At 65.4% G+C, this 22,927-nt stretch carries 22 protein-coding genes; 20 read left to right on the top strand and 2 right to left on the bottom strand.

The annotated features are described in order from the left end of the window. The first annotated feature begins 166 nt into the window (after window positions 1–166). Both mmsA and mmsB read left to right on the top strand, forming a co-directional pair. Window positions 167–1,744: a multiple monosaccharide ABC transporter ATP-binding protein gene (gene mmsA, locus TSA1_RS19700; RefSeq protein WP_100177807.1), complete on the top strand. Its 1,578-nt coding sequence runs from the start codon at window positions 167–169 to the stop codon at window positions 1,742–1,744. Then, window positions 1,741–2,931 carry a multiple monosaccharide ABC transporter permease gene (gene mmsB, locus TSA1_RS19695; RefSeq protein ID WP_100177806.1) on the top strand — a complete coding sequence of 397 codons (1,191 nt, stop codon included), beginning with the start codon at window positions 1,741–1,743 and terminating at the stop codon, window positions 2,929–2,931. The genes mmsA and mmsB overlap by 4 nt, the downstream gene beginning before the upstream one ends. 116 nt (window positions 2,932–3,047) lie before the next feature. Here mmsB and TSA1_RS39770 read toward each other — a convergent pair whose 3' ends face one another. Beyond that, window positions 3,048–3,215: a hypothetical protein gene (locus TSA1_RS39770; RefSeq protein WP_100177805.1), complete on the bottom strand. Its 168-nt coding sequence runs from the start codon at window positions 3,213–3,215 to the stop codon at window positions 3,048–3,050. 173 nt (window positions 3,216–3,388) lie between these two features. Between TSA1_RS39770 and TSA1_RS19685 the strand changes: the two genes are divergently transcribed. The 15 genes from TSA1_RS19685 to TSA1_RS19615 all read left to right on the top strand — a co-directional run bounded on the left by TSA1_RS19685 (window position 3,389) and on the right by TSA1_RS19615 (window position 18,561). After that, complete coding sequence (locus TSA1_RS19685) at window positions 3,389–3,967, top strand: cytochrome c oxidase subunit 3 family protein (protein WP_100177804.1); 579 nt, start codon at window positions 3,389–3,391, stop codon at window positions 3,965–3,967. Next, entirely contained in the window at window positions 3,964–4,227 is a 264-nt protein-coding gene (locus TSA1_RS19680) for a cytochrome C oxidase subunit IV family protein (RefSeq protein WP_100177803.1), read from the top strand. The genes TSA1_RS19685 and TSA1_RS19680 overlap by 4 nt, the downstream gene beginning before the upstream one ends. A 111-nt stretch (window positions 4,228–4,338) precedes the next feature. After that, a complete protein-coding gene (locus tag TSA1_RS19675) occupies window positions 4,339–4,791 on the top strand; it encodes a c-type cytochrome (RefSeq protein WP_100177802.1) in 453 nt (150 codons plus the stop codon). Between the two features lie 40 nt (window positions 4,792–4,831). Beyond that, entirely contained in the window at window positions 4,832–6,178 is a 1,347-nt protein-coding gene (locus tag TSA1_RS19670; RefSeq protein WP_097659318.1) for a cbb3-type cytochrome c oxidase subunit I, read from the top strand. 63 nt (window positions 6,179–6,241) lie between these two features. Beyond that, the gene (locus TSA1_RS19665) at window positions 6,242–7,051 is read left to right on the top strand and encodes a CbbQ/NirQ/NorQ/GpvN family protein (protein ID WP_100177801.1); all 810 of its coding nucleotides are present in this window, start codon (window positions 6,242–6,244) and stop codon (window positions 7,049–7,051) included. A 10-nt stretch (window positions 7,052–7,061) separates the two neighbouring features. Further along, a complete protein-coding gene (locus TSA1_RS19660) occupies window positions 7,062–8,981 on the top strand; it encodes a nitric oxide reductase activation protein NorD (protein ID WP_100177800.1) in 1,920 nt (639 codons plus the stop codon). A gap of 73 nt (window positions 8,982–9,054) precedes the next feature. Further along, window positions 9,055–9,717, top strand: coding sequence for an HAD family hydrolase (locus TSA1_RS19655; RefSeq protein ID WP_100177799.1), 663 nt, complete (start codon window positions 9,055–9,057; stop codon window positions 9,715–9,717). Window positions 9,718–9,724: 7 nt separating this feature from the next. Further along, window positions 9,725–10,675: a sugar-binding transcriptional regulator gene (locus TSA1_RS19650; RefSeq protein ID WP_100177798.1), complete on the top strand. Its 951-nt coding sequence runs from the start codon at window positions 9,725–9,727 to the stop codon at window positions 10,673–10,675. A gap of 334 nt (window positions 10,676–11,009) precedes the next feature. Next, window positions 11,010–12,323, top strand: a complete 1,314-nt coding sequence (locus tag TSA1_RS19645; protein WP_100177797.1) for an ABC transporter substrate-binding protein — start codon at window positions 11,010–11,012, stop codon at window positions 12,321–12,323. Window positions 12,324–12,408: 85 nt separating this feature from the next. Beyond that, window positions 12,409–13,281, top strand: a complete 873-nt coding sequence (locus tag TSA1_RS19640; protein ID WP_100181223.1) for a carbohydrate ABC transporter permease — start codon at window positions 12,409–12,411, stop codon at window positions 13,279–13,281. A 3-nt stretch (window positions 13,282–13,284) separates the two neighbouring features. Continuing rightward, on the top strand, window positions 13,285–14,115 hold the full coding sequence (locus tag TSA1_RS19635) for a carbohydrate ABC transporter permease (protein WP_100177796.1): 831 nt from the start codon (window positions 13,285–13,287) through the stop codon (window positions 14,113–14,115). A 15-nt stretch (window positions 14,116–14,130) separates the two neighbouring features. Then, window positions 14,131–15,138, top strand: coding sequence for an ABC transporter ATP-binding protein (locus tag TSA1_RS19630; protein ID WP_100177795.1), 1,008 nt, complete (start codon window positions 14,131–14,133; stop codon window positions 15,136–15,138). A 20-nt stretch (window positions 15,139–15,158) separates the two neighbouring features. After that, window positions 15,159–15,932 (top strand): SDR family NAD(P)-dependent oxidoreductase, encoded by a 774-nt coding sequence (locus TSA1_RS19625; protein WP_100177794.1) that lies wholly within the window; start codon window positions 15,159–15,161, stop codon window positions 15,930–15,932. Between the two features lie 40 nt (window positions 15,933–15,972). Further along, window positions 15,973–17,619: an FGGY-family carbohydrate kinase gene (locus TSA1_RS19620; protein ID WP_100177793.1), complete on the top strand. Its 1,647-nt coding sequence runs from the start codon at window positions 15,973–15,975 to the stop codon at window positions 17,617–17,619. Between the two features lie 6 nt (window positions 17,620–17,625). Continuing rightward, window positions 17,626–18,561, top strand: coding sequence for a carbohydrate kinase family protein (locus tag TSA1_RS19615; RefSeq protein ID WP_100177792.1), 936 nt, complete (start codon window positions 17,626–17,628; stop codon window positions 18,559–18,561). 7 nt (window positions 18,562–18,568) lie between these two features. Here the strand turns inward: TSA1_RS19615 and TSA1_RS19610 are convergent, their stop codons facing one another. Then, window positions 18,569–19,456 carry a LysR substrate-binding domain-containing protein gene (locus TSA1_RS19610; RefSeq protein WP_100177791.1) on the bottom strand — a complete coding sequence of 296 codons (888 nt, stop codon included), beginning with the start codon at window positions 19,454–19,456 and terminating at the stop codon, window positions 18,569–18,571. A gap of 122 nt (window positions 19,457–19,578) precedes the next feature. Between TSA1_RS19610 and TSA1_RS19605 the strand changes: the two genes are divergently transcribed. From TSA1_RS19605 to TSA1_RS19595, 3 genes are all read left to right on the top strand, one after another. Next, window positions 19,579–21,000: an amidase gene (locus TSA1_RS19605; protein WP_174718982.1), complete on the top strand. Its 1,422-nt coding sequence runs from the start codon at window positions 19,579–19,581 to the stop codon at window positions 20,998–21,000. Window positions 21,001–21,084: 84 nt separating this feature from the next. After that, window positions 21,085–22,035, top strand: a complete 951-nt coding sequence (locus tag TSA1_RS19600) for an ABC transporter permease (protein ID WP_100177789.1) — start codon at window positions 21,085–21,087, stop codon at window positions 22,033–22,035. Then, window positions 22,032–22,925: an ABC transporter permease gene (locus TSA1_RS19595; RefSeq protein ID WP_100177788.1), complete on the top strand. Its 894-nt coding sequence runs from the start codon at window positions 22,032–22,034 to the stop codon at window positions 22,923–22,925. Before TSA1_RS19600 ends, TSA1_RS19595 begins: the two co-directional genes overlap by 4 nt. Window positions 22,926–22,927: the final 2 nt, after the last annotated feature.

Below are 22,927 nucleotides of genomic sequence, written 5' to 3'. Positions count from 1 at the left end.
GGGGGGGGGGGGGGGGGGGGGGGGGGGGGGGGGGAGCCTCCGCGAGGGAGGTGGCAGCGGGACTCGCGGAGACTTCCCCTCACCCGGATCACATCTTGCGATGCGATCCGACCTCTCCCCGCAAGCGGGGAGAGGTGAACCAACAGCGATCGAGGGAAGCGAAATCATGACCGCCATGCTGGAGATGCGCAACGTCAGCAAGAGCTTTGCCGGTGTGCAGGCGCTGCGCGACGTCAATTTCTCGGTTCAGGCAGGGCAGATCCATGCCCTTGTCGGCGAGAACGGCGCGGGCAAGTCGACGCTGATGAAGGTGCTCAGCGGCGTTTATCCCGCGGGCAGCTACGAGGGCACCATCGTCTTCGAGGGCGAGGAGCGCCGCTTCCGCGACATCAACGATTCCGAGGCACTCGGCATCATCATCATCCACCAGGAGCTGGCGCTGATCCCGCTGATGTCGATCGCGGAGAACATCTTTCTTTCGCATCCGCCGTCGAAGTTCGGCGTGATCGACCGCGATGAAGTCTATCGGCGCACGCGCGAGCTGCTGGCGCAGGTCGGCTTGAGGGAATCCCCTGACACCCTGATCACCGATCTCGGTGTCGGCAAGCAGCAGCTCGTCGAGATCGCCAAGGCGCTCTCCAAGCGCGTGCGGATGCTGATTCTGGACGAGCCGACCGCCAGCCTCAACGAGGCTGACAGCGCCGCGCTGCTCGAGCGCCTGATGGCCTTTCGCGAGCAGGGCATCGGCTCGATCCTGATCTCGCACAAGCTCAACGAGGTCGCCAAGGTTGCCGACCACATCACCGTGCTGCGCGACGGCCGCACTGTGGACAGCATCGATTGCCATGCCGAGCCGATCCAGGAAGACCGCATCATCCGCAGCATGGTCAACCGCGACATGGCTCACCGCTTCCCGGAGCGTAACGCAAAGATCGGGGAACCCGTGCTCACCGTCGAGAACTGGTCGGTTTATCATCCCATTCATCCCGAGCGGCAGGTGATCAAGAATGTCGGCTTCAGCGTCAAGCGCGGCGAGGTCGTGGGCATTGCCGGATTGATGGGCGCCGGGCGCACCGAATTCGCCATGAGCCTGTTCGGCCGCTCCTGGGGCACTGCGATCACCGGAACCCTCCGGCTCGAAGGCCGGAACATGGCGCTGCCGAGCGTCGCGGCGGCGATCGACGCCGGCCTTGCCTATGTCACCGAGGACCGCAAGCAGCTCGGCCTCATCCTGGCCGATGACGTCCGCAAGAACATCACGCTCGCCAGCCTCGACCAGGTCGCGCCGGGGAGGGTGATCGACGACATCGCCGAGCTGAAGATTGCCAGCGACTATCGCACCCGGATGCGTATCCGCTGCTCCGATGTCTACCAGGAAACCGGCCAGCTTTCCGGCGGCAACCAGCAAAAGGTGGTGCTGTCCAAATGGCTGATGACGGACCCCAAGGTCCTGATCCTGGACGAGCCGACGCGAGGCATCGACGTCGGTGCCAAATACGAGATTTACTGTATCATCAACGAGCTGGCGGAAGCCGGCCGCGGCGTCGTGGTGATCTCCTCGGAGATGCCCGAGCTGCTCGGCATCTGCGACCGCATCTGCGTCATGAATGACGGCGCCTTCGTCGGGGAGTTCAAGGGCGCCGAGGCGACGCAGGAGAAGATCATGCGCGCCATCATGCGCAACGACCGAAATATTGGGAACGCCGCGCCAGCGGCCGCGGAGATGGGAGGATCGCAGCTATGACCGACAAGACGGTATCGCTGCCTGAAGAGCGCCGGCACGGCAGCTTCATCAAGAACAATTTGCGCAACTACGGCATGCTGATGTCGTTGATCGCGATCATGTTGTTCTTCCAGGTCATGACCGGCGGCACGCTGCTGCAGCCGCTGAACCTGACGAACCTGGTGCTCCAGAACAGCTACATCGTCATCATGGCACTCGGTATGCTGCTGGTGATCGTCACCGGTCATATCGACCTGTCGGTCGGCTCGGTCGCCGGCTTCGTCGGCGCGGTGGCCGCTGTGCTGATGGTGACCTACAAGGTCGACTACACGATTGCCTTCATTGCCTGCCTGTTGCTGGGAGCGGCGATCGGCGCGGCGCAGGGCTATTGGGTGGCCTTCTTCGGGATTCCGTCCTTCATCGTGACGTTGGCGGGCATGCTGGTGTTCAAGGGCCTCGCGCTCGCGGTGCTGCAGGGGCAGTCACTCGGCCCGTTCCCGGCGACATTCCAGAAGCTGTCCTCCGGCTTCATTCCCGAGCTTCTGCCCGAGACCGGCACGCTGCATCCGACCTCCATGCTCATCGGTGCCGTGCTCGCGCTCGGTCTCGTCTATGCCAGCGCCAAGGGCCGCTCGCGCGAGCAATCGCACGGCATCGAGGTCGAACCGTATGCGTTCTTCCTGGGCAAGAGCATCCTTCTCGCCTGCGCCGTGCTCTACTTCACCTATCTGATCGCCTCGCATCGCGGTCTGCCGAACGTGCTGGTGATCATGACTGCGTTGATCGCGCTCTACGGCTTCGTCACTCGCCGCACCGTGATCGGCCGGCAGGTCTATGCGGTGGGCGGCAACGCCAAGGCGGCAAAACTGTCGGGCATCAAGACCGAGCGGCTGACGTTCCTGACCTTCGTCAACATGGGCGTGCTCGCCGCGCTGGCCGGCCTCGTCTTCGCCGCGCGCCTGAACACCGCGACGCCGAAGGCGGGTCTGGGCTTCGAGCTCGACGTCATCGCCGCCTGCTTCATCGGCGGTGCCTCGGCCTATGGCGGAGTCGGGCGCGTCGGCGGCGCCGTGGTCGGCGCCATGATCATGGGCGTGATGAACAACGGCATGTCCATCCTCGGCATCGGCATCGACTATCAGCAGGTCATCAAGGGCCTGGTGCTGCTGGGGGCGGTGTGCATCGACGTATATAATCAGCGGCGCTAGCCACGTCGGCGGTGCCATAGAGTGGGCAAAGGCGCCACGCGACGTGCCCACCATTCATCTCTGATCGAGAGAGAGACGTGGGCACGCGTCCGCCTGCGGCGACCGTTTTGCGCACCCTACGGCAGCGGTGTTTGGGTCGTGAACAGCACCGTTGCGATCGCGACGGAGAGGGTCACCGCCGATACGGTGGCCACGGTCGACAGCACCCCCATTCGCCGGAGCGCAATGGCGAACACAATGATGATGGGGGTCGCCGTCAGCAGCCCGATTTGTGCATCGCTCATCTCATCGCTCACCCTTTTGCGGAACCGCCGGATGCATCAACCTTATGACGGCGGGGCGGTCGAGACGTTGCGATAGCACAAACGCGCCCTCGGCCGGTTGCACTATTTGTCCGGCGACAAAGTCGCAATCGCGCCGGTGAGATATCTGTTCGGTGTCTCGAGTTGGAATTCAGATGTCGGCGACGGATTGCGAGCAACAGGGCACCGGCTGGGGAATCCTGGAAGATCTTCCCGGCGATCCCATGATCTGGGTGCTCATCTTCAGCGAGCTCGCCGCCTTCGGCCTGTTCCTCGGTGCTTTCGTCATCGCTCGCGCGCTTCATCCGGCTGTCTTTGCCTCCGGTCAGGCCACGCTTGACGCGCATCTGGCGGGAATCAACACCATCGTGCTCGTGACCAGCGGCTGGGCCGCTGCGCGGGCGACGGCTGCTGCACGGGCAGGCGAGAGGGGGCGTGCGCGGGGCTGGTTGTTCGGCGCCATGGCTCTCGGCGGCGTCTTCATCGCGGTCAAGCTGACCGAATATGCCGGCGAGATCGGATTAGGAAACGGCCTGGAGACCAGCCCGTTCTTCACGCTGTACTTCCTCCTCACCGGCTTCCATCTCCTGCATGTCGGCCTCGGCATCGTCATCCTGGCCGTAGTTTCCCGGGGCGCCCGGGCCGAGAGCGTCGAGACCGGGACCGCTTTCTGGCACATGGTCGATCTGCTCTGGATCGTCATGTTTCCCATCATCTATCTGGTGCACCCGTGAGTCCGGATCGTCTCGACATCGCCTGGCTTACCTTGATCGGCCTTGCGCTCGCGACCCTTCTGGTTCCCTCGCTGGTGTCGCGCCCCTTGTTCGCCAATGCCTTGCTGCTGACATTCGCCGCCCTCAAGGGCCGCCGTATCGTGCTCGATTTCCTCGATCTTCGCGCCGCGCCGGCGCTTTGGCGCGGTCTCGTCAGCGCCTGGGTTGTCATCGTGGTGCTGTTCGCCTGGCTCGCATCCGCCATCATCGCCCTGATCTGACCGGCGGTTGTACATCGTCGCGCTCGTTGCGCTTCGTCAAAGAGCACTTCCCGGCGATCGTCAATAAATCGCATCACAGAATTTCTCGACTCAAACCGGAAAGGATTGGCAATGGCTGAACGCCTGACCAAGTCGGCCGCCCGAAATGTGTTCTACGGCGGTTCGGCCTTCTTCTTCGCCATCTTCATAGGGCTGACGGCGCACAGCCATTACTACATGGCCACGACATCCACGGACGCCACGACGCTGACGTCGTCGGTCGCCCGCGGCAAGCATGTCTGGGAGAAGAACTCCTGCATCAACTGCCACACGCTGCTGGGCGAGGGCGCCTATTTCGCCCCCGAGGTCGGCAACGTCTGGGACCGCTGGGGCGGCAAGGAGGATCCGGCCGCTGCTCGCGAGACGCTGAAGGCCTGGATGCAGTCGCAGCCCTCGGGCGCAGAGGGCCGGCGGCAGATGCCGCAGTTCAACCTGACCGACCAGGAGCTCAACGACCTCGCTGACTTCCTGCAATGGGCCAGCACGATCAAGCGTCAGAGCTGGCCGCCGAACAAGGCCGGCTGAGCATGCTGCTTTCTTCTTCTCAAGACAGAGAGAACTCGAGATGAAATATCAAACCCAGAAAGTCGCGATGCTGTATTTCTACGGCGCGCTGACCTTGTTCCTGGCCCAGGTCCTGTTTGGCCTTCTCGCCGGAACCATCTACGTCCTGCCCAATACCCTGTCGGTCATTCTGCCGTTCAACATCGTCCGGATGATCCACACCAACGCGCTGATCGTCTGGTCGCTGATCGGATTCATGGGGGCGACCTACTATCTGCTCCCGGAAGAGACCGAGAACGAGCTCTACAGCCCGCTGCTGGCGAAGATCCAGTTCTGGATGTTCTTCGGCGCAGCCGGCGTCGCAGTGGTCGGCTACCTCTTCCACTATCACGAGGGCCGCGAGTTCCTCGAGCAGCCCTTCATCATCAAGGTCGGCATCGTCGTCGTCTGTCTGATGTTCCTGTTCAACGTCACGATGACGGCGCTGAAGGGGCGCAAGACCACGATCACCAACATTCTGCTGTTCGGTCTGTGGGGCGTTGCGATCTTCTTCCTGTTCGCCTTCTACAACCCGGCGAACCTTGCCGTCGACAAGATGTACTGGTGGTACGTCGTCCATCTCTGGGTCGAGGGCGTCTGGGAGCTGATCATGGCCTCCGTGCTCGCCTATCTCATGATCAAGCTCAACGGTATCGATCGTGAGGTCGTCGAGAAGTGGCTCTACGTCATCATTGGGCTAGCGCTGTTCTCCGGCATTCTCGGCACCGGTCACCACTTCTACTGGATCGGCGCGCCCGGCTATTGGCAGTGGATCGGCTCGCTGTTCTCCACGCTCGAAGTCGCGCCGTTCTTCACCATGGTGATCTTCACGGTGCAGATGACCTGGAAGGCCGGCCGCAAGCATCCGAACCGCGCCGCGCTGTTGTGGTCGGTCGGCTGCTCCGTGATGGCGTTCCTCGGCGCCGGCGTGTGGGGCTTCCTGCACACGCTGTCCTCGGTGAACTACTACACCCACGGCACCCAGGTCACCGCCGCGCACGGCCATCTCGCCTTCTTCGGCGCCTATGTGATGCTGAACCTGTCGGTGATGGCCTATGCGATCCCGCAGCTCAAGGGACGTGCGCCCTATAACCAGTGGCTCTCGATGACCAGCTTCTGGATCATGTGCACGGCGATGATGACCATGACCTTCGCGCTGACCTTCGCCGGCGTGGTCCAGGTCCATCTGCAGCGCGTCCTCGGCCAGAGCTACATGGACGTGCAGGACCAGCTCGCGATGTTCTATTGGGTCCGCCTCGGCTCCGGTGTGTTCGTTGCGATCTCCGCGCTGATGTTCGTCTGGGCCGTGCTGGTGCCGGGCCGCGAGAAGCAGGCGACCATTTCTGCCGCACTGCAGCCGGCCGAGTGAACGAGAAAGGGCGGCCGCGGTTCGCCGCGGCCGCCTCCTTCCTGGAAAGTCCGGAGAGACATCATGAAAGCTGCCCTTCACACGGTCACCTCGGCGCCGGAGCTGCCGGCCTATGTTCCGTCCGGAAACGAATGCGAGCTCTTCGAGCATGCCTGGCGGCGGCGTCTGCCGGTGTTGCTCAAGGGGCCGACCGGCTGCGGCAAGACGCGCTTCGTCGCGCATATGGCGGCGCGGCTGGGACTGCCGCTTCACACCGTCGCCTGTCACGACGATCTCACCGCCGCCGATCTCACCGGCCGCTATCTGCTCAGGGGCGGCGATACCGTGTGGACCGATGGTCCGCTGACGCGCGCCGTGCGCGAAGGCGGCATCTGCTATCTCGACGAGGTCGTGGAGGCCCGCAAGGACGTCACCGTCGTGCTGCATCCGCTAACCGATGATCGCCGCATCCTGCCGCTGGAGCGCACCGGCGAGGAGCTGGTGGCGCCTGATAGCTTCATGCTCGTCGTCTCCTACAATCCCGGCTACCAGACGCTGCTGAAGGCGTTGAAGCCCTCGACGCGCCAGCGCTTCGTCGCCATCGAGTTCGATTTCCTGCCGCCAGAGCAGGAGATCGGCGTCGTGTCCGCCGAAAGCGGGCTGTCGCCGGAGCGCGTGCGGCCGCTGGTGGGGCTGGCTGGGCGGCTGCGCGCGCTCAAGGGCCACGATCTGGAAGAGGGCGTCTCGACCCGGCTCGTGGTCTATTGCGCGACCCTGATTGCCGCCGGCACGCCGATCGCCGATGCGGTGCTGGCCGGCATGATCGAGCCGCTCACCGACGACGCCGACGTGAAGGCGGCGCTGCTGGACGTCGCGCGCGCCGTCATCGGGTGAGGCCGCGGTCATGCTCGACTTCCTCGAACTGGAGGAGACGGTCGGCCGTGCTTGGCACAGGATGGTCGGCGGCACCGCGAGCTATCCGGTCCACGACGATCATGCCGTCGCTCTGACCGACATGAGGGGCCGGCTCGCGGTGATGTTCCGCGCGCTCGGCGGCGAGACGGGGGTGCAGATCGCGAGCGCAAGCGCGCGAAAATCGGGACACCGTCTCGGCTGGAGGCAGCGCATCGGCCTTGGTGACGAGCGATTGGAGCAGCCGGGCCGCGACGCCGCGACCATCTTCCTTCCCGATCGCATCTCGATCTTTCCCGACCGCGCGTTGAACGCGGCGCTCTATCGCTGGCTTGCGGCGTGGTTCGCCGCCGCGCCGATCGAGACGATGACGGAAGCCGATCCGCTGCGGCGGGATCTTCTGGTGTTGCGCCGGGCGAGCGAGACGGCGGTCTGGGTGCTCACGCAATTTCCCGGCCTCGTCGCCGACTACGCGCAGCTGGCCGCAGCAACCGCCGAGGCCAGGCCTCGTCGTCCCTTGCCGCGCATCGAGCAGGAGGTCGAGCAGATCGTGCTGGCCCTGCTCGGAGCCGGCGGGGCGCCTGCCGGCAAGCTGTGGCCGGCGATGATGGGAACAGCCCCGCTGCCCGAAAAGGCGCCGCCGGGTTATCATTCGATCCTGCCGTGTCCGCTCTGGGGGGATTGCTGGACGCGCGAGCTCTCGCCCGCCCATGCCGGCGAGGACGAGTGCGCGCCGGGCGCGGAAGCCGCGGCCGATGATAATCGCAAGCGCTTTGCCGTCCGCGAGCGCGAGGACAATGCCAACCGACGCGATCCTTTCGTGCTCAACCGTTTCGAGAAGATTCTCGCGATGGCCGAGATGGTCAATGTCGACCGTCCCGCCGACGACAGCGAGGACGAGGATGCGCAGAAGGCCGCCGACGATCTCGAGGAGATCACGCTCAGCCGCCGCACCGGCAAGCCGGCGAGCCGGTTCAAGTTCGATCTCGACCTGCCGCCGGAAGCCCTCGACACCTCGAGGCTGAATGCGGACCTCACTTATCCCGAATGGGACTATCGCAGCGGCTCCTATCTGCCGGATCATTGCCGCGTGCTCGCGGCGGGGGCCTCCGAGCAGGGCGAGAGCTGGACGCCTGACGACGCCACGCGACGGCATATCCGCCAGGTGCGCCGTCGCTTCGAGGTGCTGCGGCCGCGCCACGAACTGATGCGCGCCCAGGCCGACGGACACGATCTCGACCTCGACGCGCTGGTGCGCGCGCAATGCGACCGTCGCGCCGGCAGCGGCGGCAGCGGTCTCGATCGCATCCATGTCGCGATGCGCCCGCAAGGGCACGATCTCGCCGTCACGCTGCTGGTCGACGTCTCGCTGTCGACGGATGCCTGGGTCGACGGCTACCGCGTGCTCGACGTCGAGAAGGAGGCACTGCTGGTGCTCGCCCACGGGCTTTCGGCCTGCGGTGACCACCACAGCATCCTGACCTTCACCTCGCGCCGGCGCTCCTGGGTGCGGCTCGAAACCGTCAAGGCGTTCGGCGAGCCGATGAGCGCGACGGTGGAACGCCGCATCGGTGCGTTGAAGCCCGGTTATTACACGCGCATCGGCACGGCGGTGCGCCATGCCGCGGCCGAACTCGCCCGCCAGCCGCAGCGCAAGAAGCTGCTGATCGTCCTCACCGACGGCAAGCCGAACGACGTCGATCATTACGAGGGCCGCTTCGCGGTCGAGGACACCCGCAAGTCGGTCCAGGAGGCGCGCCGCCTCGGCATCGCCGCCTTCGGCGTCACGGTGGACGCGACAGCACAATCCTACTTCCCGACCCTGTTTGGTCGCGGCGGCTACGCCATCGTCGGCAACATCAAGCGGCTGCCCGCCGCGCTGCCGGCGATCTACCGGCAGGTCGCCCACTAATCCAGGCGCACCGCGGCGTCCGGTCGTTCTGTGAACTATTGCTCATAACTTGAGTATATGATCGTATGTCCGGATGGGCGATAGCCAGCCGAGACCCGATCTGATCATCTTCGATTGCGACGGCGTGCTCGTCGACAGCGAGCTGTTGAGCTGCCGCTGCTTGTCCGAGGTGCTGACTGAGCACGACATTGCGCTGAGCCTGGAGCAGGCGCTCGAGCTCTTTCTCGGCCGCAGCACCAAGGCGATCGAGCAGCATTTTCGCGATTTGGGCCGGATCGTGCCGGACGGCCTTCTGCCGCGCCTGAAGTCGCGGGTGCTGTCGACATTCGCGGCGTCGCTCGAGCCGATTCCCGGCATTGCCGGCGTGATGTCCGGTCTGTCCGTGCCGTTCTGCGTGGCCTCGTCCAGCGACCTCGACCGCGTCGCGCTCTCCCTCGAGGTCACCGGCCTGCGTGCGCATTTCGGCGAGCGGCTCTACACCGCGCAAATGGTCAGGCATGGCAAGCCGGCGCCAGACCTCTTTCTCCTCGCGGCGGAGAAGATGGGGGCGCGACCTGCGCGCACGCTGGTGATAGAGGACAGCGTCAGCGGGGTGCAGGCCGGCAAGGCGGCCGGCATGACCGTCTGGGGATTTGTCGGCGGCAGCCATTACCGCGGACGCGACGGAGAGGCTATATTGTCGAGCGCGGGGGCGGACCGGGTCTTCGCGCGCATGAGCGATTTCTGGGAGGCGTGAGGCCCGCATGGCCGCCGACAACGACAAGTCGCGACTCGACGATGCCGCGCGCGCCGGCTGGCTCTATTTCATCGCCGGTCACACCCAGGACGAGATTGCAAGGATGCTGCAGGTCTCGCGCGCCTCGGCGCAGCGGCTGGTGTCGTTGTGCCTCGCCGAGCGCCTCATCACGTTCCGGCTCGAACATCCCATCGCCGCCTGCATGGAACTTGCAGCGCGTCTGAAGGAGCGTTTCGACCTCGTCCATTGCGAAGTGGTGCCGGCCGATCCGGCGGCTCCTCAGGCCACGGCAGGCATCGCCGAACGCTGCGCCAATCTGCTCGATGCGACGCTGCGCTCGGAAACGCCCGTGATCGTCGCGCTCGGCACCGGCCGGGCGGTGCGCGCGGCCGTCGAGCGCGTCACGCCGATCGATCGACCCAATCACCAGATCGTCTCGCTGGTCGGCAATATCTCCGCCGATGGTTCGGCGAGCTTCTACGACACCGTCGGCCGGCTCGCGGACCGCACGGGCGCACGGCACTATCCGATGCCGCTGCCGTTCCTGATGTCGTCCGAGGACGAGCGCAACAAGATGGTCCGCATCGAGCCGATCGCCAAGGTGAGGGCGGTCGCGGCCAAGGCGGATTTGCGCCTCGTCGGCATCGGCCAGATGGACCAGAAGGCGCAGGTTCACATCGACGGCTTCGTCACGCGCGACGAATTGTTCGAGATGATGCGGCTGGGCGCCATCGGCGAGATCACCGGTTGGGCCTATGATTCCAAGGGGCGCCTCCTCAAGGCCGGCACCAACAAGCGCCTCACCAGCATTCCGCCGGAAGTACCGGCGAAGACCACGACGATCGGCGCTGCCGTCGGCGCCGCCAAGGTCGTGGCGATTGCGGCGGCGTTGAGCGGAGGCCTGATCAACGGCCTGATCACTGACGAGACGACGGCAAGGGCGATTTTGGAGCGGTAGGGCCGGCGCGTTTCGAGCGTCAGCGAGGCATACGATCTCGCCACTCGCTCCGCTGTCATCGTCCGCCTTGTGCGCAGCTGCGCACTGGGGCGGACGATCCAGTACGCCGCGGCCACGCTTGAGGCAAACCTATAGACGTCACGGAGTACTGGGTGCCCCGCTTTCGCGGAGCACGACAGTGTGGGCGGGGCGACACCTCCCACCCCCTCCCGCATTGCAGCACTCATAAGTTGCTGGAACGGCCCCGCGCCTGCTTGACAAGTTCGGTCCCTCCATTGAACATACGCCCAACGCGTGGGCATATGCCCAAAACGCGAGTTGAGGGGAGGTCACCGTGAAACACGTCCTGGGCGCCGTCTGCGGCGCGTCTGCACTTTTGCTGGCCGTCCCCGCGATGGCCGAAACGACCCTGACGATCGCCACCGTCAACAACGGCGACATGATCCGCATGCAGGGGCTGACGAGCGAATTCACCAAGAAGAACCCTGACATCACAGTGAAGTGGGTAACGCTGGAGGAGAACGTGCTGCGTCAGCGCGTCACCACCGACATCGCCACCAAGGGCGGTCAGTTCGACGTGCTCACCATCGGCACCTATGAGGTGCCGATCTGGGCCAAGAAGGGCTGGCTGGTGCCGCTCGCCAATCTCGGCGCCGATTACGACGTTGCCGACCTCCTGCCCAGGATCAAGGACGCGGTCTCTGCCGACGGCAAGCTCTACGCCGCGCCGTTCTATGGCGAGAGTTCGATGGTGATGTACCGTACCGACCTGTTCGAGAAGGCCGGAATGAAGATGCCGGAAAAGCCGACCTGGGACTTCGTCATCGACGCCGCCAAGAAGCTCACCGACAAGGGCGCCGGCACCTACGGCATCTGCCTGCGCGGCAAGGCCGGCTGGGGCGAGAACATGGCGTTCCTCTCGGCCATGGCCAATTCCTACGGCGCGCGCTGGTTCGACGAGAAGTGGGAGCCGCAGTTCAACACGCCGGAATGGAAGACGACGCTCACGACCTACGTCAACCTGATGAAGGAAGCAGGACCTCCCGGTGCAAGCTCGAACGGCTTCAACGAGAATCTCGCGCTGTTCAACGCCGGCAAGTGCGCGATGTGGATCGACGCGACGGTGGCGGCGTCCTTCGTCACCAACCCCAAGGATTCCAAGGTTGCCGACAAGGTCGGCTTTGCCCTCGCGCCCAACACCGGGCTCGGCAAGAACGCCAACTGGCTTTGGGCCTGGAACCTCGCAATCCCCGCCGGCTCCAAGAAGGCGGAAGCGGCCGAGAAGTTCATCGCCTGGGCGACCAGCAAGGACTACACCAAGCTCGTGGCGTCCAAGGACGGCTGGGCCAACGTGCCGCCGGGCACGCGCACCTCGCTCTACCAGAACCCCGACTATCTGAAGGTCGCGCCGTTCGCCAAGCTGACGCTGGCCTCGATCGACGCCGCCGATCCGAACAAGCCGACGGTCAAGCCGGTGCCCTATGTCGGCGTGCAATACGCTGCGATCCCCGAATTCCAGGGCATCGGCACCCAGGTCGGCCAGCAATTCTCCGCGGCACTTGCGGGCTCGATGACGGTCGATGCCGCGCTCACGGCGGCGCAATCGGCGACCGAGCGCGAGATGAAGCGCGCCGGCTACATCAAGTGAACCCGAGCTCGGCCTCCTGAGTTCCGACTTGCGGCCATCCAGAGCTATGGATGGCCGCCTTCTTCCCGCCAGCGGAGAAGCATTGATGGCAACCCGGCAGACGCAGTTTCTGGCGCGCGCGCTCCTGACGCCGGCCGTCGGGCTGCTGTTCATCTGGATGATCGTCCCGCTGGCGCTGACGATCTACTTCTCGACGCTGCATTACAGCCTGCTCGATCCCGGCTCGGAATCGTTCGTGGGCCTTGAGAATTTCCGCTACTTCCTCACCGATCCCGCCTTCCTCGCATCGCTCCAGAATACGCTGGTGCTGGTCGGCTCCGTGCTGGCGCTGACGATCCTGCTCGGCATTCCCCTGGCGCTCCTGATGGACCAGCCCGTGATCGGTCGCAATTTCGTGCGGCTGATGGTGATCGCGCCGTTCTTCGTGATGCCGACGGTCAGCGCGCTGGTCTGGAAGAATTTGTTGATGCACCCGGTGTCCGGCCTGTTCGCCTGGCTCGCCAAGCTGCTCGGGATGACGCCGATCGACTGGTTCACCGACGCGCCGCTGCTCGCGGTGATCCTGATCGTCGCCTGGCAATGGCTGCCGTTCGCGACGCTCATCCTGCTCACCGCGCTGCAGTCGCTCGACGAGGAGCAGAAGGAAGCGGCCGAGATGGACGGCGCCAGCGCGCTCTCGACCTTCATCTACATCACGCTGCCGCACCTGGCGCGTCCCATCACCGTGGTGATCCTGATCGAGACCATCTTCCTGCTGACGGTGTTCGCCGAGATCTTCGTCACCACCGGCGGCGGACCCGGCCTGCAGACCACCAACATCGCCTTCCTGATCTATTCGCAGGCTCTGATCCAGTTCGACGTCGGCAGCGCCTCGGCGGGCGGCCTCGTCGCGGTCGTGATCGCCAATATCGTCGCCTTCTTCCTCGTCCGCATCGTCGGCCGCAATCTGGAGGCTTGACACATGGCACGGATGGCGACGACGCGGCGGGTGGTGGTCTCGACGATCGGGGCGTGGTTCTTCGGCTTCCTGATCTTCTTCCCGATCCTCTGGATGGTGCTGACGAGCTTCAAGACCGAACTCGAGGCCTTCGCCATCCCGCCGTCCTTCCTGTTCTTCCATTGGACCACGGAAAACTATGCCACCGTGCAGGAGCGCAGCGACTATCTCCTGCACGCGATGAACTCGATCATCATCGCCGGCGGCTCGACCTTGATTGCGCTCCTGATCGCGATCCCCGCGGCGTGGTCGATGGCGTTCTCGCCAACAAAGCGCACCAAGGACGTCCTGCTCTGGATGCTCTCGACCAAGATGATGCCGCCGGTCGGTGTGCTGGTGCCGATCTATTTGATCTACAAGACGTTCGGTCTGCTCGATTCCCGCATCGGCCTCGTCTTCATCCTGTGCCTCGGCAATTTGCCGATCGTGATCTGGATGCTGTTCACCTATTTCAAGGAGATCCCGCGCGACATCCTCGAAGCCGCGCGCATGGACGGTGCCACCATCGGGCGCGAGCTGGTCTACGTGTTGACGCCGATGGCGATCCCGGGGCTGGCCTCCACGCTGCTGCTGAACCTGATCCTCGCCTGGAACGAGGCGTTCTGGACGCTGAACCTGTCGACCTCGAACGCAGCGCCGCTCACCACGTTCATCGCATCCTATTCCAGCCCTGAAGGGCTGTTCTGGGCAAAACTGTCGGCGGCGTCCACGCTGGCGATCGCGCCCATTCTCGTCCTCGGTTGGTTCAGCCAGAAGCAGCTCGTGCGCGGGCTCACCTTTGGCGCGGTGAAGTAGAGGGGCTGCCGGATCATGGGTCAGATCACACTTCAGGGCGTGCAGAAATCCTTCGGCCCCGTGCACATCATCAAGGGTGCCGACCTCGACATCGCCGACGGCTCTTTCGTCGTGTTCGTCGGTCCTTCCGGTTGCGGCAAGACCACCTTGCTGCGGCTGATCGCCGGGCTCGAAGACGTCACCGGCGGCAGCATCCTGATCGACGGCAAGAACGTGGTCGACACCCCGCCGGCCAAGCGTGGCCTCTCGATGGTGTTCCAGTCCTACGCGCTCTATCCACATATGAGTGTGCGCGGCAATATCGGATTTGGCCTTAAGATGGCCGGTCTGCCGAAGGACGAGATCAACCGCAAGGTCGAGGCAGCCGCCGCGACGCTGAACCTCTCGCCGTATCTCGACCGCAAGCCGCGCGAGCTCTCCGGTGGCCAACGCCAGCGCGTCGCGATCGGGCGCGCCATCGTCCGCGAGCCCAAGGGATTCCTGTTCGACGAGCCGCTCTCCAATCTCGACGCCGCGCTGCGCGTGCAGATGCGCATCGAGGTGACGCGGCTGCAGAAGCAGCTCGGCACCACCGCCATCTATGTCACCCACGACCAGGTCGAGGCCATGACCATGGCCGACAAGATCGTCGTGCTCAATGCCGGCAAGATCGAGCAGTACGGCTCGCCGCTGGAGCTCTACGAACGCCCGAACAACCTCTTCGTCGCCGGATTCATCGGCTCCCCGAAGATGAACTTCGTCACCGGCGAGCTTGCCCAGCAGCAGGGCGCGGCTACCATCGGCGTGCGGCCGGAGCATCTGAAGATCGAACGCGACGGTACCGGCGGCTGGGTAGGCACGATCGCAGTCGCCGAGCATCTGGGCAGCGACACCTTCCTCTATGTCGATGCCGGTCCGCTTGGGATGCTGACCGCACGCTATGTCGGCGAGCTGAGCCTGCATGCCGGCGACCGCGTGTCGCTGGTGCCGGACCCCGCGCGCATCCACCGCTTCGACGCAAGCGGCAACGCGCTTCGGAACTAACAAGTAACGGGAATACGATCATGTACCTGGAAAAATTCAAGCTGACCGGCAAGACCGCGTTCATCACCGGCGGCGGGCAGGGCATTGGGCTGGCCTGCGCCGAAGCGCTGGCTGAAGCCGGCGCCAGGGTCATCATCGGCGATCGCGACGGCAAGGTCGCCGACGGCGCCAAGGCGACGTTGAAGGCGAAGGGCATCGACATCGAGACCGCGATCATGGATGTGACCGACACCAGGCGTGTGGCGGAGGTCGCGAACGATCTCGTCGCCCGCCACGGCAGGGTCGACATTCTCGTCAACAACGCAGGTATCGCCCGCAGCGAAACCCCGGCCGAGACCGTCACCGACGAGCACTGGCTCAACGTCATCGACGTCAATCTCAACGGCACCTTCTGGTGCTGCCGCGAATTCGGCAAGCACATGCTGAAGGCCGGAAGCGGCGCCATCGTCAATGTCGGCTCGATGTCCGGATTCATCGTCAACAAGCCGCAGGAGCAGTGCTTCTACAACGCCTCCAAGGCGGGAGTGCACCACCTCACCAAATCACTGGCTGCCGAATGGGGCGCGCGCGGCATCCGCGTCAACGCGGTGGCGCCGACCTATATCGAAACGCCGCTCAACGCCTTCGTGAAGAGCAATCCGAAGATGTACGACGCCTGGATCGGCGGAACCCCGATGGCGCGGATGGGGCAGGTCGAGGAGATCGCCTCCGTCGTGCTGTTCCTCTCGTCCGAGGCTGCGAGCCTGATGACCGGCAGCATCGTGCTGGTGGATGGCGGCTACACTTGCTGGTAGGCTCACCGTCAAAACTGACGGAAAGCGACCGGGAGTGACAATGCCGCGAGCGTATATCGGCGTCGACGTGGGGACCACGAGCGCGCGGGCAGGGGTGTTTGACGAGGCTGGAACCCTGCTTGCGACCGCGCGACATCCGATCCGGATCTGGCACGAGCCCGGTGATATCGTCGAGCAATCCTCGCAGGACATCTGGGACGCCTGCGTCAGATCAGTGCGGGCAGCGTTGGCGGAAGCCGCGATCGCGCCCGACAGCGTCGGCGGCATCGGGTTCGACGCCACCTGCTCCCTCGTGGTGCTCGACCGGCAGGGCGAGCCACTCACGGTCAGTACATCCGGCGACAAGCAGCGCAATGTCATCGTCTGGATGGACCACCGCGCCACCGCCGAGGCGCGGCTGATCAACGAGACCGAGGATGCGGTGCTGCGCTATGTCGGCGGTTCGATCTCGCCCGAGATGGAGACGCCGAAGCTGCTATGGCTCAAGCGGCACCTTCGTGCGAGCTTCGACGCGGCCGGCCACTTCTTCGATCTGGCGGATTACCTGACCTGGCGCGCGACCGGCTCGCTGCAGCGTTCGACCTGCACCGTCACCTGCAAATGGAACTATCTCGCCCACGATGCCGGCGGCTGGAGCGCGCAATTCTTCAAGCGCATCGGCCTGTCTGACTTCGTCAACGAGACATACGCCCGCATCGGCACCGAGATCGTCGCCCCTGGAACGCGGCTCGGCAACGGTCTCACCCGCACCGCCGCGGCCGAGCTGGGCCTGACACCGGGAATGCCGGTCGGCGCCTCCTTGATCGACGCCCATGCCGGCGGCATCGGTGCGATCGGCGGGCGCGACGGCTCGGGCGGGGCGAGCGATGTCTGCGACCGCCTCGCCTATATCATGGGTACGTCGGCCTGCATCATGGCGACGACGAAAGAGCCGTGCTTCGTCCCGGGCGTTTGGGGCCCCTATTACTCCGGCATGGTCCCGGACTTCTGGCTCAACGAGGGCGGCCAGTCCGCGGCAGGTGCGGCGATCGACCATCTCCTCAAGTCGCATTCGGGCTTTGCCGAGGCGAGCGCGGCGGCGCGGAGCGAGAGCGTCGATCTCATCGAATTCCTCGAGCGCCGTATCATCGCGCGCGCAGGCAGCGCCAGCCGTGCCGCGCTGCTCGCCCGTGACGTCCATGTCCTCCCAGAGTTCATCGGCAACCGCTCGCCTTATGCCGATCCGGATACCCGGGCGGTGATCGCAGGCCTCGATCTCGACACCGATATCGCCTCGATGGAGCGGTTGTTCGTCGCCGGCCTGTGCGGGCTGGCCTATGGGCTCGCCGAGGTGATCGAGGCCTTTGCCGCGCATGGTGTCCGCTCCAGCCTCATGATCATGGGAGGCGGTGCGAGCCGCAGCCCGCTGGTGCGGCAGATCATGGCGGATACGACGGGCCTCACCGTCGCGCTGCCGCAGACGAAAGAGCCGGTGCTGCTGGGTGCCGCCATGCTCGGGGCGGTGGCCGGCGGCGCCTATGCTTCGATCGGAGAGACCATGGCCAAGATGTCGGTGCTGGGGCGGAAAAGCGAGCCGACCACGCCTGATATGGCCGCGTTTCACACGCGCAAGCGCGAGGTCTACAAGCTGCTGCGCGAGGTCGATCGCCGCAGCCGTGTGGCGATGGGCGACATCGCGAGAGGTTGAAAACGAATGCTGATATCCTGCGGCGATGCACTGATCGATTTCGTGCCGACGCGAAACGCCGACGGACGCGAGGCTGTGATGCCCGCGGTCGGCGGCTCCTGCCTCAATGTCGCGATCGGCATGGCGCGGCTCGGCGCGCCGACCGGATTCGTCGGCGGCATCTCGACCGATCTGTTCGGACGGATGATCGCCGATCATGCCGTAGCTTCCAACGTCGACCTCGATCTCGCTACCCGCAGCGATCACCAGACCACGCTCGCCTTCGTCCGCATCGTCGCGGGGGAGTCGCACTATGCCTTCTACGATGCCGAGACCGCGACGCGGAACTGGACTTACCGGCGCGGGACGATTCCGTTTGCCGACATCGAGGCCGTCCATGTCGGGTCCACCACGCTGGTCAACGACCAGGGCGCGGCCGAGACCAAGGCGCTGATCGCGGATGCGCGCGCGGCCTCGACGATCTCCTTCGATCCGAACTGCCGCCCCAACCTCGTCAAGGACAAGGCGGCCTATCAGGCGCGCATGGCCGAGTTCGCCGGGTACGCCGATCTCGTCAAGATGTCGGATGTCGACTTTGCCTATCTCTTCGGCGACGAGCCCTATCAGCAGCGCGCAGGCACATTGCAGCGGCAGGGCACCAGCCTCGTCGTCATCACCCGCGGCAGCAATGGCGCCGTCGCGTGGCACGCGGGGGCCGGGCAGGTTGAGGTCGTCGCGCCCAAGGTCGAGGTCGCCGACACCATCGGCGCAGGCGACAGCTTTCAGGCGGCGCTGCTGTTTGCCCTGCACAAGCAGGGGCGTCTTGCGCGCGAGCGGCTCAAGGACATCAGTGCCGACGAGCTTCGCCGCGCGCTGTCCTTTGCCGCCAATTGCGCCGGCCTGACCTGCACGCGCCCGGGCGCCGATCCGCCCTGGAGCCACGAGATCAATTGGAGCTGGTAGCGCCGCCTCACAGCCGCGCGACGGCCTTCTCGGCGCATTTGAGAAACCTGGAGATCAGCGCGCTCTGGGAATCCCGCCGCCAGCACACCGCGATATCGATGGAATCAGCTGCATCGCGCAGTGGCCTGAACACGATGCCGCGTGGCGCGCCGAGCCTGGCGCAGGCCGGCACGATCGCAAGACCTTCGCCAGCGAGGACGAGGCTCATCGCCGAATGCACGGTCTCCACGCGGCTCACGACCGGCATCACGACCTGATGGCGTCGCAGCAGGGCTGCGACTGCGGAGGAGGCGGGATCCTGCTCCGGCGGTGGCAACGCGATCAGCGGGCGGCCCTGCAACCGCGCCATCGGCACGGCGGCGAGACGCGCAAGCGGGGAGCGGATCGGCATCGCCAGCATGAGCGGCTGCGAACCGATCCGCGCCACCTGGATCTCGGGATGGTTGATGGCCGGCATGCACAGTGCAACCGTGACGCTGCGGTCGAGCAACCGGGCCTCGCGCGTCGAGGCGCTGAGCTCGGCGAACTCCAGGTCGACACCGGGCACCGAGCGGCGCAGCTCGGGAATGAGCCGCGGCAACATCGCATTTGCCAGCACGAACATGTAGCCGACCGAGAGTCGCCCGCGCTTGCCGGCGGCGACCGCGCGCGCGGCTTCGACGCCGTCGGCGGCCAGCGCCATCGCCTCGCTCGCGCGCGTCAGCAGCGCCTGGCCCGCCTCGGTCAGATCCATGCCGCGGGTGCCGCGGCGGAACAGCGGCGCGCCGATCTCGGCCTCGAGCTTGCGGATCTGGACGGACAAAGGAGGCTGCGCCATGCGCAGCCGTTCGGCGGCCTTGCCGATGCTGCGCGCCTCGGCCACGGCGACGAAATAGCGGAGCCGGCGAAGATCCATTGGCATACCGAAAACGTATGGGTTGGCGACCAAAATCGTATTGGACGGCGAGTTAACAAAACTGTCATTCTCGCTGTCAATGTCTTCGGGCCAACGGCGGCCCGCTTCGGAGCGATGTGACGATGAACGGCGATCCCTGTCTCTTGTCCGCAACAGAGCTGCGTGGCCTCATTGCGGCAAAGCGCATTTCGCCCGTCGAGATCGTCCGTGCCGTGCTCGACCGCGCCGAGGCGCTCCAAGGCAAGCTGAACTGTTTCATCACGCTCTGCGGCGAGCAAGCGATGGCACAGGCTCATGCCGCCGAGCGCAAGATGATGGCGGGCGAGGAGCTCGGCCTGCTCCACGGCATCCCCGTCACCGTCAAGGACATCGTCAACACCAAGGGCGTCAGGACCACTTTCGGTGCCGTCCCCTACAAGGACAATGTGCCGAACGAGGACGCCGTTGCGGTGGCGCGGCTGCGCGGCGCGGGTGCGATCCTGATCGGCAAGACCACGACGCCCGAATTCGGCAGCAAGTGCCTGACGGATTCGCCGCTGTTCGGCCGCACCCGCAATGCCTGGGACGCCTGCCGCTCTTCCGGCGGCTCCAGCGGCGGCGCGGCCGTGGCGGTGGCGAGCGGCATCGCGCCGCTGGCGATCGCGACCGACGGCGGTGGCTCGACGCGGATTCCCGCCGCCTGCAATGGCGTAGTCGGCCTGAAACAGAGCAACGGCGTGATCCCGCACAGCCAGGCACTGGATGTGTTCGGCAACCAGACCTATGTCACGCCGACGACCCGCACCGTCGCCGACACCGCCCTGATGATGCAGGCGATGGCCGGGGAAGATGCTTGCGATCCCTGGTCGATCGGCGTGCCCGCGCCTGATTTCATTGCGACCGCTGCCCCGCGCGGCGACCTGCGCGGGCTGAGGATCCTGTATTGCCTGACACCGCCGGGCCGGCCGGTATCGGCCGAAGTCGCCGCCAATTTCAGGGCGAGCCTTGACCGGCTGGCTGGCCTTGGCGCCGAGCTCGAGGAATTTTCCGGAGAGGGGTTCGACATCGAGCCGATCTGGCGTGCGATCAATCACACCGTCTGGCGCACGCGCTTTGCAAAGCTCGCGGCCGAGCACAAGGACGAGCTGAGCGAGGCCTTCCTCAAGCAGCTCGCGCTCGCGACCGAAGTGAGCGGCGTCGACTACCAGGAGGCGATGTTCGCGCGCACGGCGCTGTTCCGCCGCGTGCAATCGCTGCTTGCGCGCGGGCACGTCCTGGCGATGCCGACGCTGACACGCACCGCGCTGCCGATCAGCCAGGACCTGTTTGGCAGCATCGAGATCGACGGGCGGCATTTCGACAGCGTCCGGCCGCACTGGTTCCCCTGGACCATGCCGTTCAACATGACCGGCCATCCCGCAATCAGCCTTCCCTCGGGCTTTGCCCGCGACGGCCTGCCGATCGGGCTACAACTGGTCGGCCGCTTCCGGGGTGATGCGGAATTGCTGCGTGTCAGCGCGCTGTTCGAGGCCTCCGCGGGCCTTCTGTCCCGCTGGCCGGAATGACGACATGCCCCCGCAGCAAAGAGCTTGCATCGGTCGTCCGGACATGTTGATCGTGCCGCGGATGAGCTTTGAGCCCGAGCGCGCATGAGCGTATTTGTCCTCCGACGATTGGTGACCTTGCTGGCGACGCTGGTCGGCGCATCGCTGATCATTTTCCTGGTGCTGGACGCGCTTCCCGGCAATGCTGCGCAGATGCTGATGGGCGCCGATGCCTCGCCGGACGCGGTGCGCGCCCTCACGGTCAAGCTCGGGCTCGACCAGCCGCTGGCGGTTCGTTACCTGCAATGGATCAAGGGCCTTCTCATCGGCGATCTCGGCAACTCCTACGTCTACGGCACGCCAGTCGCCGGCCTGATTGCCGAGCGGCTGGCACTGACCGTTCCGCTCGCCATCATGGCCATGACTGTTACGGTGACGCTGGCGCTCTCGGCCGGCATCTACACCGCCGCCAACCACAACAGGCTCGGCGACGTCGGCGTGATGTCACTGACGCAGGTCGGCATCGCGCTGCCGAACTTCTGGTTCGCGATCCTGCTGGTGCTGCTGTTCGCGGTGCGGCTGCAATGGCTCTCCGCGGGCGGCTTTGCCGGCTGGGAGGACGGCGTCTGGCTCGGCGTGAGGTCGCTGCTGCTTCCTGCCATCTCGCTCGCGGTGGTGCAGGCCGCGATCCTCGCGCGCGTCACGCGTTCGGCGGTGCTCGAAGTGCTGCGCGAGGATTTTGTCCGCACCGCGCGCGCGAAGGGGCTCGGCAAGCGCGAGGTGCTGTGGAGCCACGTGCTGCGCAATGCCATGATCCCGGTGATGACGGTGATGGGGCTGCAATTCGCCAATCTGCTCGCCGGCACCATCGTGATCGAGAACGTGTTCTATTTGCCGGGCCTCGGCCGGCTGATCTTCCAGTCGATCGCCAATCGCGACCTGATCGTCGTGCGCAACTGCGTGATGCTGCTCGCGACCATGGTCGTCATCGTCAATTTCGTGGTCGACGTGCTCTATGCCTTCATCGATCCTCGCATCAAGGTCCACGATCTGTGAGCGCGCCCCTGACCACGCCGGTTGAATTGCCCGTGGCAACGCGCCGTGCGCCGGCCCGCACGTTCTGGGGCCGCGCGCTGCGTCACCGCAGTTTCGTGCTCGGCGGCACGCTGAGCTTCCTGGTGCTCGCCTCGGCCCTGCTGTCGCTGGTCTGGACGCCCTGGTCGCCTTACGAGATCGATATCGCCTCGAAACTGCGGCCGCCGTCGGCGGCGCATTGGCTCGGCACCGATTCCTTCGGTCGCGACATCGTCTCGCTGCTGCTCGCCGGTGCCCGTTCCACCATCATGGTCGGTGTCATCGCCGTCAGCATCGGTCTCAGCTTCGGCGTCACGCTCGGCCTGATCGCCTCGGCCCGGCGCGGCTGGACCGAAGAGATCATCATGCGCTTCTCCGACTTCACCTTCGCCTTTCCGGCCGTGCTCTCCGCGATCATGCTCGCCGCGGTCGTCGGGCCCGGCATGGTCACCTCGATCGTCGCAATCGGCATCTTCCAGATCCCGACGCTGACCCGGCTGACGCGCGGTTCGGCGAATGCGATCTGGGCGCGCGAGTTCGTGCTGGCCGCGCGCGCGGCAGGCAAGGGCGCCTTCCGCATCACCATCGAGCACGTGCTGCCAAATATCCTGTCGATCCTGATCGTGCAGGTCACGATCCAGTTCGCGCTCGCCATCCTCGCCGAAGCCGCTTTGTCCTATCTCGGCCTCGGCACGCAGCCGCCGCAGCCGTCCTGGGGACGGATGCTGAACGATGCGCAGACGCTGCTGTTCCAGTCGCCGATGCTCGCGGTCTATCCGGGCGCTGCGATCGCGATCGCGGTGCTCGGCCTCAATCTGCTCGGGGACGGACTGCGCGATCTGCTCGATCCCCGGCTGGCGCGGGAGCGATGATC

Source organism: Bradyrhizobium nitroreducens, assembly GCF_002776695.1.
Classification (GTDB): domain Bacteria; phylum Pseudomonadota; class Alphaproteobacteria; order Rhizobiales; family Xanthobacteraceae; genus Bradyrhizobium; species Bradyrhizobium nitroreducens.
Note: the sequence above shows the minus strand (reverse complement) of the source record. Positions and strands in the feature narration are given on the sequence as shown.